Genomic DNA, 14,882 nt, shown 5'->3' with positions numbered 1-14,882 from the left:
AATAAATTAGAACTCATTCAATTTTAGATTTTAGATTTTTTCTTCAATCCCTTCTCCCTACAGCCCTTTGGGCATCCTACGGCAGGCGTTAGCCTCTCCCAAAGGGAGAAGGGGAGACGCTGCGCTTCTAACGCACCAAAGGTGCGACCTAAAATCTAAAATTGGCAGAGTTTGGAGTGCTGAGTGTCAGGGAATAACTAATGCCCAATGCCCAATTACTTAATCAATCTGAATCGAAGTTGGCGCACTTCCCGTTGGTGGAGTGGTAATGATTAATGGTTTGCGGAATTGGGCGTAAAGGCGATCGCGCCAACTGAAAAATGGTTCATAATCTATATTCTCTGAAAAAATTGGCAGTCCTTTACCTCTAATAGAAGCTGGTAAATCCAGATAGGGCCCAGAGGGGAACTTCAGCAATATTGATAAGCTAGCTACTGCCAAGTCAGCTAAAGTCGGCTCATCTCCTGTTAAATAAGGACTATCTGCCAATAATAACGTTACCGCTTCTAAGTCTTGTTTTAAGGATGCGATCGCTGACTGGATTACATCTGGGCTATAACCTACCCCAACACCCAACAGTGTTAGGAAGTCACTAGGTACTCCTTGAACCAGACTTTTAAATATATCTGGTGTTGAGGTGGGTAATAAAGACTTGCGGAAATTTTGATCTTGACTTAATGCAGCAAATAGTGCTTTGCGACCTTTGATACCTATGGACTCATCAGCCCATTCTTCTATTAATAAAGTTAAACCCCGTTTTTTAGGATCTTGCGGTATTATTGGGCGATCGGGATACTCTAAGTCTAAATACTTAGCTATTTTCGTAGAATCCGCAATATATTTATTACGATCCTTTAATACTGGGACTTGTTTCTGACCAGTCAGCCGGAACAGTTCTACTTGTCCAATTCCAGGTGTAACCTCTATTTTGCGGTAATCTAGTCCTTTAAAATCTAGAATTAGGCGCACTTTCTCTGAGTATTGAGAGAGTTCCCATTGGTATAATTCAAGCATATTGTATACCTTGTAACTGGTCAACTTTTTAACTTTACAATTGTAATTGTATCTTTAGTTAAAGTAATTTTTCTTGACATTAGGACTGAACTTATAAGTGGTTACGCAAAATTATTTATGTGATTGTGAGTGAAATTAAATGTATATTTAATTTTGTGCTACTACTTACCTGATTTTTGGCAAGATTATTGATTTCAAAAATATTACTTTTTGAATGATTAAAATATTAAATAATTAAATAATTTAATTTGGCATATATAAATTAACCTAACCGCTTAATCGTGATCCCAATTTCATGTGAAGATGCATTGGATATCTATACTCACAACTCTTGCTCTACAAAGATTTTATAGTTTGATATTCTGTACAAGCTCACAAAGAATTGATATGAGTCTTCAGCAGTTACTTTAATTTCCGTCACTGTTAGCCTACGTTAAAATATCTAGTACACTATGGCTATGGCGGAAGTTTGCCTAGCTTTAACAAGGGATTTTGCCCTAAGTCTTCTTAATTGAGATGGTAGCTGAATTTGAGCCAAGCTGTACTAGGTACTTAATTTCTCTACTTTTGCTGAGTAATCAATGATTAATTTCGACATTATAGCCTTATCCCATAAAGAGTTCCAGATTTTTGAATTAACTATTGACTTGCGTACAATTTTGTATAAAAATTTGCGTTTAAGTTTATTATTTCTCAGAGGATGTTGTAGCTTATAACTTGTAAATATGATATTTCTCCACGTTCTTAGAGTTTACGCTACACCAAGTAAGGCTTTTTAACTCCTTTTGGTGTAATGCAGAAAATCTGCTCAATTTACATGAAATATATGGTAAGTATATTTAGTACTTGTCAAGCGTGAGTTGAGGTTGGATATTTAACCTAATCAACACAAACTCTCCTGGAGAAAAATCTTACTTCCCTCTAAAGTTAGATTTTGTACATAGCAAAATGTTATAAATCTTTATGTAATGTATAGACAAAAAAGACAAACAATATTTATGAAGACGAATTACAGCAAATTACTGACCGCGTTGACAGGCATAGCAGGATTCACTAGTTTCAGTATTCTTATTACTCTACCATCTGATGCGAAATTGGCGCTAAATCCTAACCCTAGTATTTTCAACGAAGCTCCATATAACCAGGGTCAACGCCTTCAAATAAACGCTCAATACATACCTGCTGAGGCTGCTTCCGAAATAGAGAAAGGCAATACCAAACGCAAACAAGTAGCGCAGACAAGCGGTGTAACAAATCCCAGACCAAGTATTTTCAACGAACCTCCCTATAACCGTGGTGGTAACGCTACACCTAGTGAACCTACACCTCGCACCCCACGCACTATCCCAGGATCTCAACCTACCACACCACCAACACAAGTACCATCTACTGAGACACCTACTCCAACTCCACCAGGGCCAGGGGCAAGTGACAATCAAGGCAAAAACTTGTTAGCGTTAGCAGAGTCAAACGCTTCTTTTACCACCTTAACCAAGGCTTTGAAAGCAGCAGGATTGACCGGAGCTTTGCAAGGCAAAGATAACTTAACTATTTTTGCACCCACTGATGCAGCTTTTGCTAAGTTGCCACCAGATGCCTTGCAAGAATTGTTAAAGCCAGGTAACAAAGAAGTATTGATGAAGATTTTAACTTACCATGTAGTACCTGGTAAGATATTGTCCGCTGATTTAAAGTCTGGCGAAGTTAAAAGCCTTGAAGGCGGCATAATCAACGTTAAGGTTGATCCTGCTACCGGTGTAACTGTCAATGATGCTAAAGTGACACAGGCAGATATCACAGGCACTAACGGTGTAATCCACGCAATTGATCAGGTGATTTTGCCTCCTGACTTGTAATTTTTAAGTACAAATACAGCCAGTAACAAAACTAGATCGGCATCAAGTATTAATACGTAAAAAACCCGTTCAAATGCTAATTTTGAACGGTTTTTTTGTAAGAAAGGTGAGTTAAATTGGTAACCCTGCCTACCTAACTTTTCACAGGATTTCCTTAAAAAAGGCTTTGAAAGGTAAGTTTTTCAGTCCCACATAAGGAATTTTAACAAAACCAAAAATATTCATCGTTCAGCTAGGTTCTTAGCTAGTTAAAATCTCAAAGCAGCAAGTGACTACAATTGGCTGAGTCCCTAATCTAAATCACTGAGGTATAGGCAGACTACCTTGTAGTATCATCTGACTTGCCTTAGCTTGACAGCTGGCGCAGGCACAGCCAAACATCTGCATGGCAAGCTGTTTAACTCTTTCATTAGCACGTATTGATGGGGATTGGGGATATTCTTGTGAAACAGGTGCAGCAACTGTCTGTGTGTCAGTGGGTGTTAAGGTAGGATTGGCTAAATCTTGAGGAGAAAGCTTCTTAGCAAAAGCTGGATTGATAGTTAGTAATGTTAAAGCCAAAAAGCTTGAGCCGCAAAGCAAAGACATGACAATTTTATTCATGATTTACACCAATAGTAAACTTGATCTTTAAGTTGAGCTTAGACGAAAAAACTATAAATCGCCAGAAAAATTCTCAATATCAATATCTGTCATAATGTCATCTCAGACACCAGTTTTAGTTAGGCTAAGGTAAACTACCTTGTAATACCATCTGACTTACACGAGCTTGACAGCCAGGGCAGTCACAGCCAAACTTCTGTATAGCAAGCTCCTCGATTGATTGAGTAGGTCTGATTGATGGAAATTCGGGAGATTTTTTACTTACAGATGTATTAACTGTCTGCGTCTGGGCCGAGTTCAACTTAGGAGAGGTTAAATCCTGAGGAGAAAGCTCTTTTGCAAAAGCTGGATTGACAGTTAGGAGCGTCAATGCAAAAAAGCTAGAGCCGCAAAGCAAAGCCATGACAATTTTATTCATGATTTCCCTGAGTGGTAGACTTTATTCTTAGTTGAGTTTAGACAAAAAACCTACAAATCGCCAGAAAAATTAAACTTGTTTTTAATTGCCAAGTGGCGATTGATAGAGCCACTGATTTCGATCGAAATAACAATTACTTTTTGTTTGCAATCAGCCTTTGATCTTTATCTTGCATTTCTAAAAGTTCAGGGATAGTAACAAAGCTATAGCCCTGTTTCCGAAAGTTTGCAATAATTTCTGGTAAAGCTTGCACAGTTTTAGAGCGATTACCACCACCATCATGCATCAGCACAATCCCACCTGGTTTGGCCTTCCTGAATACATTATTAATTAATTTTGGTACAGCAGGACGCGAGTAGTCTACAGAGTCAGATGACCAGAGAATGATGGCATATTTGCTATTTCTAGCGTAAGCAGCCACCCCATTGTGCATGATTCCCCCTGGTGGTCGAAACAAATTTGTTTTAATCCCTGTCACTTGATAAATCAGGTCTGCTGTGTGGTTAATTTCATAGGCAGCTGCTTGTGGATTAAAGAATTGATACCAATGATGCCAAGTATGGTTACCAATTACGTGACCTTCAGCAATCTCCCGCTTTACTAAGCCTGGATTATTCTTGACATTTTGCCCAATGAGGAAAAATGTCCCTTTGATCTGATTTTGTTTAAGAATATCCAGTACTTGCGCGGTACTCTCAGGCCATGGCCCATCATCAAAGGTGAGAGCAATTACTTTCTGTTCGGGAGTAAGTTTTGCCGACTCAACTATTGTTCCTTGAAAACGTACTGGCACAGCATAGGAGAAACCCTTTATTTGTGCTAGTTGCTGCCAACTGTTAAGCATCGTCGCTTTTAGTTCTTCAATCTGCTGCTGAGTTCTAACCTTGACTGGTAGATTGTTTACATTTATATTCTTTGTACTTTCAGCCTCAGAGGAGCTTGATTTGATAAGCATCATCGTGCTAGCACTCAAACTGGCACTCAAGACAAGCAACGTAATTAATATTTTTTGCAGACTAAAAAATGACTTATTTTCCTCCACTTCATAGCTCCTTCAAGGGTCGAACCATCTTTTTTTTCACAATACTTCTAGCAGTTTTTTATCCTCTGGTAAGCCTTGCCATGCAAGCTACAGCATAATTGGTATATTTTTTAAAGTTAGCTCCAACCTTGACTCTGAAAAAATGGCTTACCCTATGGATAATCTAAGTATCTATAAGCAAAACCCTCACCATGAAAGTGAGAACCTTCTTGCGCGTTAATTTTTGTAACCTATGGGGTATGAGGGGAATTTCGAGAACTGTAAAAGGCAACTAATCCTGCCTTGTTAACATGAATATACTTATGTAGGTTAAATATTGCATATCGTATTGACAAAGCCATTGCGAAATTATGACGAAGATGTGACCTTACTTGAGTGATGACGGTACAGGGCAGACTCGTTAAAAAATTTATTTGATCCCCGACGGTACAAGATGAGTGAACACCATTAACTGCTGAAAGTTGTGCAAATAAGGCTTTAGAGTGAGTCACAGAATCTCCCCCACTTACTTTTGTCTAACTCGCTTAAAAAAGGGATTTCCAATAAATCATCCATTTTGTGGGATGGGCAAGATGCCCATCCCACATGAGGTCACTGCATACTCTTTTATTTTGAAATTCCTTAACAGGTTACAGGCTCGACATTACATCCCGTGCTACTGCTAAAGTCTGATCAATATCCTCTTCGGTGTGAGCAAAAGACGTAAACCCAGCTTCAAACTGAGAGGGTGCTAAGTAAACACCATGCTCTAACATACCACGATGAAAGCGTCCAAATTTGGCTGTATCAGACTTTTTCGCATCTTCGTAGTTATGAACTGGGCCAGAGGTAAAAAATAAGCCGAACATCGCGCTGATTTTACCGCTGCAAGCCGCATGACCATTTTCTTTGGCAATTTGCAGTAAACCATCTGCTAGCTTTTTAGTAATCCGGTCAAGATACTCGTAAGTACCTGGCTTTTGCAGCAATTCTAAAGTCTTAATGCCAGCAGTCATCGCCAGGGGATTACCTGAAAGAGTTCCAGCTTGATATACAGAACCAGCGGGCGCAATCATTGACATAATATCCCGGCGACCACCATAGGCTCCTACTGGCAAACCACCACCAATCACCTTACCCAAAGTTGTTAAATCGGGAGTGACGCCAAATTTTTCCTGAGCGCCACCGTAAGCAATGCGGAAGCCTGTCATCACCTCGTCAAATACCAATAACGCTCCATGCTCGTGAGTCAGTTCCCGTAATCCTTCTAGGAAGCCAGCATCAGGTGCAATAAACCCAGCATTGCCGACGACTGGCTCAAGAATGACACCAGCAATCTCGTCGCGGTTTTCTTCAAATAAGGCTTTAACTGCTTCTAGATCATTGAAAGGCGCGGTTAGAGTAGTGCTAGTTGCCGATTTAGGAACTCCTGGTGAGTCTGGCAAGCCAAGTGTGGCAACCCCAGAACCTGCCTTCACTAGAAACGTATCGGCGTGTCCGTGGTAACAACCTTCAAACTTGATGATTTTGTCTCGGTTGGTGAAAGCCCGCATCAGCCGCAAAACTCCCATACAGGCTTCAGTTCCAGAGTTAACAAATCTGACCATTTCGATACTAGGAACGGCATTGATGACCATTTCTGCCAAAACGTTTTCTAGTACTGAGGGAGCACCGAAACTTGTACCTTTTTCTAAAGCTTCATGCAACGCTGCAATTACTTCTGGATGAGCATGACCGCAAATAGCTGGGCCCCAGGTGCCTACATAGTCTATATATTGGTTGCCATCTACATCCCAAATATATGCACCTTTAACACGCTCAAAAACAATGGGTTGTCCGCCTACAGATTTAAAGGCACGAACTGGAGAACTGACTCCTCCTGGCATAAGGTTTTGAGCAGCGGCAAAGACTTCTTGTGATTTTGTTGTTTTAATTGTGGTATTTACCAAGGTTCTCTCCTAACAGTGGGCAATAAAAAGCTCTATCTTAGGATAGTGTCAAAAACTGCTTATAATTTCTATCCTATAAAACTAGCTGAACAGAAAAATAATAATATGTTATACAAGTCGAATAAAGATTTACCTTTAGATGTTCAAACTCGATTATCTGAAGCATATCAGGATCTTTACCGAGCAGCTTTTAACTCGGCGATCCATTGGTATGGCGAAGCCTCAAAAGCTCACAAAGTCGCGTTGAGTGCTGTGAAGATGCAGTCTGCTATGGAACGGAATGCTCTTGTTGAAAGCTAGATAAGATAGTTCAATTAAAAAAAACATGCCAGCTGCCCTATTCAGAATGGTATCGTAAATCCATGAATTATTCTAATTAGGGCAAACTAGCTGGTATGTCTTCTAACGATTCGCGATCGCTGCATTACGCCATCCCTGTTGAGGAAATTCGCTACGATGAACGCGGTCTAGTACCTGCAATTGTCCAAGATTATTTGGATGGTACTGTTCTGATGATGGCGTGGATGAATCAGGAGTCGTTACAAAAGACTTTGGAAACTGAAGAAACTTGGTTTTGGAGCCGTTCCCGGCAAGAATTGTGGCACAAGGGGGCGACTTCTGGACATATTCAAAAAGTCCAAAGTATCCGTTATGACTGTGATAGTGATGCGGTACTCATAGGGGTAGAGCAATTAGGAGATGTTGCCTGCCATACTGGAGAACGCAGTTGCTTTCACCAAATAGAAGGGAAAATTGCCCCACCACCAGGAGATACATTGTCGCAATTGTTTCAAGTAATATGCGATCGCCGCGACAATCCTACTGAAAGTTCTTATACCTGTAAGTTATTAGCAGGTGGTGATAACAAAATTTTGAAAAAGATCGGTGAAGAAACCGCTGAGGTGGTAATGGCCTTTAAGGATGATCAAGCAGATGCGATCGCAGGTGAAGTGGCTGATTTGCTGTATCATACTTTGGTTGCCTTAGCTCACCATCAAGTTGATTTAAAATCTGTGTATCACAAGCTTCAAGAACGTCGTCAATAGAGGGAATAATAAGTCATTTTACCGTGGGTGGAATGAAACTTTTAATCAGCCCAAATTCGATTTAGGTACTGTAAAATTACCACGACAATCGCCACACTCAAAGAAAAGCCTAGCCAGAAACTATCAGTAATAATTCGCGGTTGATCTAATGCCCATCCACCCAAAGGATGACCAATAAAATAGCCAACACCCCAGCACACAGCGTTGATGGAGAAATAAACGCCGCGTTGATTTTCAGGGGCTAACTCAGTGACTAAAGAGGCAGCAGATGGGGTATAAGAAACAATCGCACCAGCAAATACTCCCAATGCCAATGCTACCCAAACCAGATTATGAGATGGGGCAGTACCGCTTACCCAAACCAGGGCAAAACCAATTGCCCATAAAATAGCAGACACAGTAAGTGCGAGTGTATGAGAACAGCGTTTTAAGGCAGTGGTAACTGGCAATTGACAAATGATCGCTAGCACCAGATGCCAAGCAAATAGAACGCTAATCGTAGTTTGAGCAAATCCTTCGGTAGTACTTTTGATAACAAAGTTTTTGAAGTAAAGCGGCAGGGTGCTATGGATTTGAGAAATATAGATTGTGAAGAATATATTAACTGCTATGTAGACAAGGAAGCGGCGATCGCTTAATAGTGTCATCCAAGAAGCAAAATATTGTGTCTTTTCAGATTCCCCCATCTGCTGTTGTTCTGTTTGATTAATTCCCAGATAGACAACCCCAAAAAATACCATAAAAGAGATAGCATCAATGACAAATAGCCAGCGATAACTTTCAATTATCGCAATTAAAAACCCAGCAAGCACAATTCCTATAGCTAACCCAAGATTATCTGCTAGTCGGGCGATCGCAAAAGTTTCCCGGCGATTGTCAATCTGGCTGGCATCAGCAACAACAGCTTCAGCCGCCGGCCAATAGAAACCTATCCCTAAACCGCTAATCAAGCTACCAATTACCAAAATAGTAAAATTACTGGTTGCAGCTAAAACTAAAGAACCAATTGCTGAAATCGCCGTCGCTAGCAACAAAGTGCGGCGGCGTCCCCATTTCCCAGAATCAGCCAAGGAACCACCTACAATCCGCCCGACAATGCCGGAAATCGAGGCGCTACCCAAGGCTACCCCAACACTGGTTGCAGATAAACCAACTTGATTGACAAAAAAGATCGGGGCGTAAAACAGGGTAAACCCAGTGCCGACTTCCGATAGGAATCTACCAATTGCGAAAATCCATATCTGGGGATGTATCGAGGGCAGCCATGATGATAGCTGAGATTGAGAAGTTAATTTCATGATCTTAAATGTCATAGTTTTGTGACATTTTGGTAATTCTTATCAATTGCGGTAATTTTCCTGACTCATTCCACAGGGTTTCCACAGGGATTTTAGCAGTTTTCCACAGGTACTTTACGAACTAATGGGCTTCTTGCCGTCTTGCTGGGGATTGTTAATCAACTGTGGCAAGGAATTTCAAGGACTGAGTTTTTGTAAAGTAAAGTAACAAAAAATAGGCTCTAAAGCTGATTATTCCGTTCGCTTTTATTTTTTATACAATCGTTTTTAACATTTCGCAGCATTGACAAACCCACCCCCTCTTAGCGCACAATGATTCGGCTTGCTTTTGTAGTCCGTTCAACCGTTGGTATCAAATGTGTAAAATATATTACCTGAGATGTGGGCGCAGATTGTCGGGCTAGCGAAAGAGCGTGTGAGGTAGCTTTAGGCCGTTTCACCGCAAGCAACTTGTCCCTCTTGATTGTCCTCATAGGAGGAAAATCTCATGAAAGCAACGGTTAGCATCTTTACAGAAATTCCCGAAACACTCCACGAATCCTTAAAAAACTACTTAGAAACTCATCCCGATTGGGATGAAAACAGAGTATTGACGGCGGCGTTATCATTGTTTTTACTCCAAAATGGAGATAGCGATCGCCGTGCTGCCCGAGTCTATCTGGAAACTTTGTTCCACCACTCCTCAGTAGAAATGCCCAGCATTGATTCACCCGCAACTGCTAATCTACTAGACACCCCATAGGTACTGGTATAAAGGGCGTTATTCTGGCTCATGCCCTAATAAAGACACGTAAACCGTGCCCGATCAATGGGATTTTGACCCAATAGCGTTTGAGCATATTGGGGCAATATTACAACAAAAAAGATCAGTAGATTCTGATCCTTAAAAGGTTCCAATAGTTTCTCCTATTGCTAAAACTAATTGGTAATAGCGCCAGATTTAGAATTGAGGCAAGACTTGAGTATATTAGCTGACCGTTAGTACTTATTATCTAACGGTTTTTTTGATACAATCACGTTCGTAGGGGCGCATAGCTATGCGCCCCTACGGACTCCAACCTAAGCACGGTTATATACCAAAACAGTCAAATGCAAAGAAAAATTTTCTAGTGGACTCTCTTACCTGTCCACTGTCTTAAACAAATAAAGAAATATCTCAAATAACGGACTGGTCTGTATTTGAGGAATATCTATCTATTTTGATTGTCTAAATTCCTCTTTTACTAAAGTCAAAGAAATTCATTAATTCCTCCCCCAAGAGTCAACAGTCAAGAGTTAAAAAACTTTAGACTATAAACTCAGGACTTGGCTTCCAAGTGCTGGGGGTGAGGAGGAGATTCAAACTTATACCCTACACCACGTACAGTTTGAATCAATGCTGGCTGACTAGCATCAATTTCAATCTTTTTGCGAATTTGGCCGATATGTACATCTACAACCCGCTGGTCGCCGACATATTCATAGTCCCACACCTCTTGGATTAGTTCTGCACGTCGCCAAACTCGACCTGGATGACTGGCTAAAAAATGCAACAAGTCAAATTCCAGAGCAGTTAAGGGTACTGGTTGGTTATTAAGTGCCACCTCTCGTCGCACCGGATCAATCATCAGTTTTTCAAATACCAAGCGTTTCTGCTCGGCATTAGTTATCACTCGTTGACGCCTCAAAATAGCTCCGACTCTGACTTCTAGCTCTCCTAGCCCAAATGGCTTGGTGAGATAGTCGTCAGCACCTTTAGAAAAGCCGCGAATTTTGTCAGCTTCGTCAGCACGGCTAGTCAACATCAGAACAAAAACACCATTACGACTTTGCATCTCTTGGCAGAGGTTAAACCCAGTTACATCTGGTAGATTAACATCCAGAATTACCAAATCCGGGTTAAATTGCTCAAATAGAGATAAGGCTGTCTTTCCATCTTCGGCAGCCTCTACCTGATAGTTCTGTTTAATCAAAAAGCGTTGGATTAAATTCCGAACCGCAGGGTCGTCGTCAACTACAAGAATCTTGGCAGGAGCCATGACCATTACTTTGCACAAATATACGTAAGATTAACAAGAGGGTTGCACAGAAACGCAGTTGCCACTTTCGGACTAACTAAGAATCTACATGGCTACGGCATTATAATCCTGATCATTCAAAAATAAATACTCTAATCAGGATTGTGGGCGATGAGAACGCGAAACTTGTGTTAGCCACAGTATATAGGCGCTCTGACTTTAGCCGCAACAGTTATTGACACCAAGACACCTTCTTGATCCCAGTTAGGTGGTAACTTAAAACGTTTCAATTTTAAATCGATATTGTGGATATATACCACAAGCGATTATTCAATATAATTGAAAAAACTCTATTAAGGCACAGTAAGTTGCCAAATCTGAAACAGTAAAGTTGATTTTTTCATAAAAACTATGTGTTTTAGGTACTCTCCGTTCAAATTCTAGATTAGAGCCAGAACTGGGCAACGACATGAGGGTATACACGGAGTTATAGCTATATGTTAAAGTAACTATAGTTGAAATTACAAAGTCAATCAAACTAACCCGTGCTACTATCCTGGTAGGACGTAAAATAGGTCGAGACTTTAGTTTCGATTAAAACAAAACCTAAAGCCGTTTTTTTCTTCGACAAAATACTGCCGCTGACTGAGGCTGAAGTAACAAACTCCCATGAGCGATCAAAATCCCTACGAAAAACTTGGGGTATCAGAAGAGGCTAGCTTCGATGAGATTCAGTATGCTCGTAATCGCCTATTCGAGCAACATAATGGCGATGCCAAGCATTTAGAAGTAATTGAAGCAGCTTACGATGCGATTTTAATGGATCGCTTACGGATGCGCCAGGAAGGTAAAATCAAAGTCCCTGAGCGTATCCGGTTTCCAGAGTTGCGAGTGCAATCGCCTCCTAAAGAAAGTCCAACCCCTCGTGAGCAGTCACCTGCATGGCTGCAACGGATGCTGGATCAGCCAACGCCTGCGGATATACTCTTACCAGGAGCTTGGTTTCTTGGTTTGAGTTCTATTAGTGTGTTTTACCCAGAGGGAGGCGATCAGGTTTTGCAGTTGGCATTGGTGGTTGGGGTAGGCACCAGTATTTACTTTCTCAATCGTAAGGAAGGCAAATTTGGTCGAGCAGTTTTGTTCACCCTGGTCAGTTTAATAATTGGCTTAATCGCTGGGGGACTAGTTGCTAACTGGCTCTTACCACCAATATCATTTATCAGTCTGGGAACAAATCAGTTCTCTACTGTAGTAACGTTTATATTGTTGTGGTTGGTTAGTAGCTTTCTCCGCTAAACCGCTACCTGCAACCAAGTTTCTATAAAGAAGACGTGGTTTATGTGTGTTCTTCTTAAATAAGAAAGTCAGGAGTCAGAATAGGTATGCTGACTCCTACTCTAATTGGCAACCTGAATGCTGATTAACGTGAGTTCGACGGGTGACATCAGTCGAATAAAGAGACCCTAAGAGGTTTTACTACACGAAACCTATCTCTCTCCGACTCCTAGAGGGACAGACTTGAACTTTAGTTCAAGGCAGGGAGAGGTTTGTTGAACTCACGTTGATTAGGTTTTAAGAATATTGGCTGAAAACCCCGAAGTTGAAACCCAAAAAGACTATTTGGCTATAAAAGAGAAAATTTATTTCCTGGGGAGTAATTGGCATAATTGAGATTGATGCAAAAGGAAAGACAATAAACGAATGCCGATTAATTCAATCTGTCGCAGCTACACAGCCTTTCTAGACAAGGTGTTTAGGTTTTAGGACTAAATCTACAGCAGCGCTGAAATCCTTAACGATTAAGTCGGGGTGGTAAAGTTCCAATTGGGTGCGATCGCGGATGCCAGATTCTACAGCCATCACCTTAATACCATAATTTTTAGCCGCAGTAATATCGGCTTCTGTATCTCCCACCATCCAGATATCAGTGGCGGGGGGCAGTTCTTCCAATGCCCTAGCCATTAACAAAGGCTTATCTTCAATATCACGAGTTTTAACGTAGTCGTTAGTCAGGCAATAACAACGATTTTCCGGGAAAAATCTCCCTAAATCGTGTTTTTGAAAGGCATAATCTAGTTCTCGAAATCGGCGCATGGTCATAACTGCCAAATCAATTCCAGCTTGTTGGATTTTTAACAGTGCATCTACAGCACCAGGCGCGAGAGTATCATAGTGAAAGTAAGCTTCTGTATGCACAGTTTGCCGCCGTAACTGGGCAAATTCTTGTGCTTGGGCTTCATCTAACCCTGAATTTAAGGCGATTTGTTTTTCGGGAATGCGCGATCGCTTTAACTGCCAAAATTCCGCTTTCGGAAGTTCTTGCACTACTTGGTCTGGACGACGGGTTTTCTCCAAACAGAATTGATAAACATGGTAGTACCGTTCGGAAACATCAATAATTGGGCCGTCGAAGTCAGTAATCAGTCTTAGCATCGGCGCAAAAAGTTAATTTTTATTAAAATTATCTCAGATATATGTCTATTTTTCGAGAGGATCAAGTCTAGCTAAGGGTTTTTTGTAAAGTTTTTTTAAGAAAGTATCGACGATGACCTGGAGGAAAATCTTCTAACTCTCCAAAAACTTCATACTTTCACCATCGGCTGTAAACTTCTCAATCAACATGCTGCCAGGTTTTATCATCGCGGTTTAAAAAACTAACACTTTAGATTTATTAGAGGTATTTTTAACCTCTTAAATTAAAGTCTCAGAATCTTCAGATATTGTTTCTATATTTAAATCTTCTTTGTTTAAATTGTCTATATCTAAAGAAGCGTTTAAAAGTTCACTCCATGAATTTGGAGGGTTTTCCTGAGCAAGCATTTTTGTAAATTTTTGAGAAGGATCTGTTTTCGATCCTTCTTTTCTCAGCGTTTTTTCGTCGTTGACCTAAGCGTAAATAATTATTTTATCAGTACTACTGTAACGAAAAAATAAACGGAACCGTTGAAAAAATTTTGCTCGAAACCAATGCTTTCTATCTGCCCCTAGCTTTTTTCCCTGTCTGAACTCTTTTGCTGTAGGGTCTTTAGGAATATGATTATAAACAAGCTCCTTAATAATGTTAAGGAGCTTTGTAGATGGGTAAGATTGGTATGTTTCAGGATTACTTTTTTCAAGCTGCTCAACAGTCACAATCAGTTTTTTAAAAGATTCACTGAAAGCGGGGTGAGCTTTTAATGTCCACCCATTAACATTCATGCAAAAATAAACTCCTCTGGTAGCTCCTCATTAAAATCAACTGCCATACCTTTGGTAAGAGCTTCTGCACGATGATACAAATCTTCAGTGAGAGGTTCAATAAAACTAGAGCTATGAGCAATATCTTTGTCAATTAAGTCTAAGAACGCTTCTGTATAAAATTTAGCTTTAACTTTGTCAAATTTTTTATTGGTTCTTTTTGCCTTTACATTGCTTTGGCTAGAGTAAAAGACTACCTCACTTCTAGACTCTCTACGAAAAGCTATAAAATACTTACGTGGGTGTGCGTGATTAGTAGCTTCTACAATAGCAATATAATTACGTCTATCACTAGACTTGACTTTCATGTTTTTTAGTCTAGTTTTCAGCTTCTATATCTAATTTATCTCAATATCTTTCACTCTGCAAGTTACTTAAAAATCAAGGCTATCACCATTAAGTCAATAGAAACAGTACAACATATCTAGCATTTGCATAAGTAA

At 40.4% G+C, this 14,882-nt stretch carries 13 protein-coding genes and 2 pseudogenes; 5 read left to right on the top strand and 10 right to left on the bottom strand.

Annotation, left to right across the window (positions count from 1 at the left end; translation table 11 throughout):
* Positions 1-219: 219 nt before the first annotated feature.
* Entirely contained in the window at positions 220-1,014 is a 795-nt protein-coding gene (locus V7K21_RS02935) for a glutathione S-transferase family protein (RefSeq protein WP_335171360.1), read from the bottom strand.
* Between the two features lie 998 nt (positions 1,015-2,012).
* Between V7K21_RS02935 and V7K21_RS02930 the strand changes: the two genes are divergently transcribed.
* Complete coding sequence (locus V7K21_RS02930) at positions 2,013-2,870, top strand: fasciclin domain-containing protein (RefSeq protein ID WP_335171358.1); 858 nt, start codon at positions 2,013-2,015, stop codon at positions 2,868-2,870.
* A 300-nt stretch (positions 2,871-3,170) separates the two neighbouring features.
* Here the strand turns inward: V7K21_RS02930 and V7K21_RS02925 are convergent, their stop codons facing one another.
* From V7K21_RS02925 to hemL, 4 genes are all read right to left on the bottom strand, one after another.
* On the bottom strand, positions 3,171-3,473 hold the full coding sequence (locus tag V7K21_RS02925; RefSeq protein WP_335138089.1) for a hypothetical protein: 303 nt from the start codon (positions 3,471-3,473) through the stop codon (positions 3,171-3,173).
* Positions 3,474-3,597: 124 nt separating this feature from the next.
* The gene (locus V7K21_RS02920) at positions 3,598-3,891 is read right to left on the bottom strand and encodes a hypothetical protein (RefSeq protein ID WP_335171356.1); all 294 of its coding nucleotides are present in this window, start codon (positions 3,889-3,891) and stop codon (positions 3,598-3,600) included.
* A gap of 133 nt (positions 3,892-4,024) precedes the next feature.
* Positions 4,025-4,933 (bottom strand): polysaccharide deacetylase family protein, encoded by a 909-nt coding sequence (locus tag V7K21_RS02915; protein ID WP_335171354.1) that lies wholly within the window; start codon positions 4,931-4,933, stop codon positions 4,025-4,027.
* A 629-nt stretch (positions 4,934-5,562) separates the two neighbouring features.
* Positions 5,563-6,861 carry a glutamate-1-semialdehyde 2,1-aminomutase gene (gene hemL / locus V7K21_RS02910; RefSeq protein WP_335171352.1) on the bottom strand — a complete coding sequence of 433 codons (1,299 nt, stop codon included), beginning with the start codon at positions 6,859-6,861 and terminating at the stop codon, positions 5,563-5,565.
* 105 nt (positions 6,862-6,966) lie between these two features.
* Here hemL and V7K21_RS02905 point away from each other — a divergent pair, with 105 nt between their 5' ends.
* Together V7K21_RS02905 and hisIE are read left to right on the top strand one after the other, a co-directional pair.
* Positions 6,967-7,161, top strand: a complete 195-nt coding sequence (locus V7K21_RS02905) for a ChaB family protein (RefSeq protein ID WP_273769461.1) — start codon at positions 6,967-6,969, stop codon at positions 7,159-7,161.
* A gap of 95 nt (positions 7,162-7,256) precedes the next feature.
* Positions 7,257-7,907, top strand: coding sequence for a bifunctional phosphoribosyl-AMP cyclohydrolase/phosphoribosyl-ATP diphosphatase HisIE (gene hisIE, locus V7K21_RS02900; RefSeq protein ID WP_335171350.1), 651 nt, complete (start codon positions 7,257-7,259; stop codon positions 7,905-7,907).
* 41 nt (positions 7,908-7,948) lie between these two features.
* On the opposite strand, the gene V7K21_RS02895 is transcribed toward hisIE, so the two are convergent.
* Positions 7,949-9,220: an MFS transporter gene (locus V7K21_RS02895; RefSeq protein ID WP_335171348.1), complete on the bottom strand. Its 1,272-nt coding sequence runs from the start codon at positions 9,218-9,220 to the stop codon at positions 7,949-7,951.
* Between the two features lie 472 nt (positions 9,221-9,692).
* On the opposite strand from V7K21_RS02895, the pseudogene V7K21_RS02890 reads away from it, so the two are divergent.
* Positions 9,693-9,884, top strand: a pseudogene (locus V7K21_RS02890) (DUF2811 domain-containing protein); the annotation flags it as partial.
* Between the two features lie 619 nt (positions 9,885-10,503).
* Here V7K21_RS02890 and V7K21_RS02885 read toward each other — a convergent pair.
* The gene (locus V7K21_RS02885; RefSeq protein WP_334872043.1) at positions 10,504-11,223 is read right to left on the bottom strand and encodes a response regulator transcription factor; all 720 of its coding nucleotides are present in this window, start codon (positions 11,221-11,223) and stop codon (positions 10,504-10,506) included.
* Positions 11,224-11,871: 648 nt separating this feature from the next.
* Between V7K21_RS02885 and V7K21_RS02880 the strand changes: the two genes are divergently transcribed.
* Positions 11,872-12,498 (top strand): CPP1-like family protein, encoded by a 627-nt coding sequence (locus tag V7K21_RS02880; protein ID WP_335171346.1) that lies wholly within the window; start codon positions 11,872-11,874, stop codon positions 12,496-12,498.
* 444 nt (positions 12,499-12,942) lie between these two features.
* Here V7K21_RS02880 and V7K21_RS02875 read toward each other — a convergent pair whose 3' ends face one another.
* The 3 genes and pseudogenes from V7K21_RS02875 to V7K21_RS02865 form a co-directional block, all read right to left on the bottom strand.
* On the bottom strand, positions 12,943-13,635 hold the full coding sequence (locus V7K21_RS02875) for an HAD family hydrolase (RefSeq protein WP_335171344.1): 693 nt from the start codon (positions 13,633-13,635) through the stop codon (positions 12,943-12,945).
* A 258-nt stretch (positions 13,636-13,893) separates the two neighbouring features.
* A pseudogene (locus V7K21_RS02870) lies at positions 13,894-14,400 on the bottom strand (type II toxin-antitoxin system YhaV family toxin).
* Complete coding sequence (locus tag V7K21_RS02865; RefSeq protein ID WP_335171342.1) at positions 14,397-14,747, bottom strand: hypothetical protein; 351 nt, start codon at positions 14,745-14,747, stop codon at positions 14,397-14,399. The pseudogene V7K21_RS02870 and the gene V7K21_RS02865 overlap by 4 nt, the downstream one beginning before the upstream one ends.
* Positions 14,748-14,882: the final 135 nt, after the last annotated feature.

The sequence above is a fragment of the Nostoc sp. genome (genome assembly GCF_036919595.1).
Classification (GTDB): Bacteria; Cyanobacteriota; Cyanobacteriia; order Cyanobacteriales; family Nostocaceae; genus Nostoc.
Note: the sequence above shows the minus strand (reverse complement) of the source record. Positions and strands in the feature narration are given on the sequence as shown.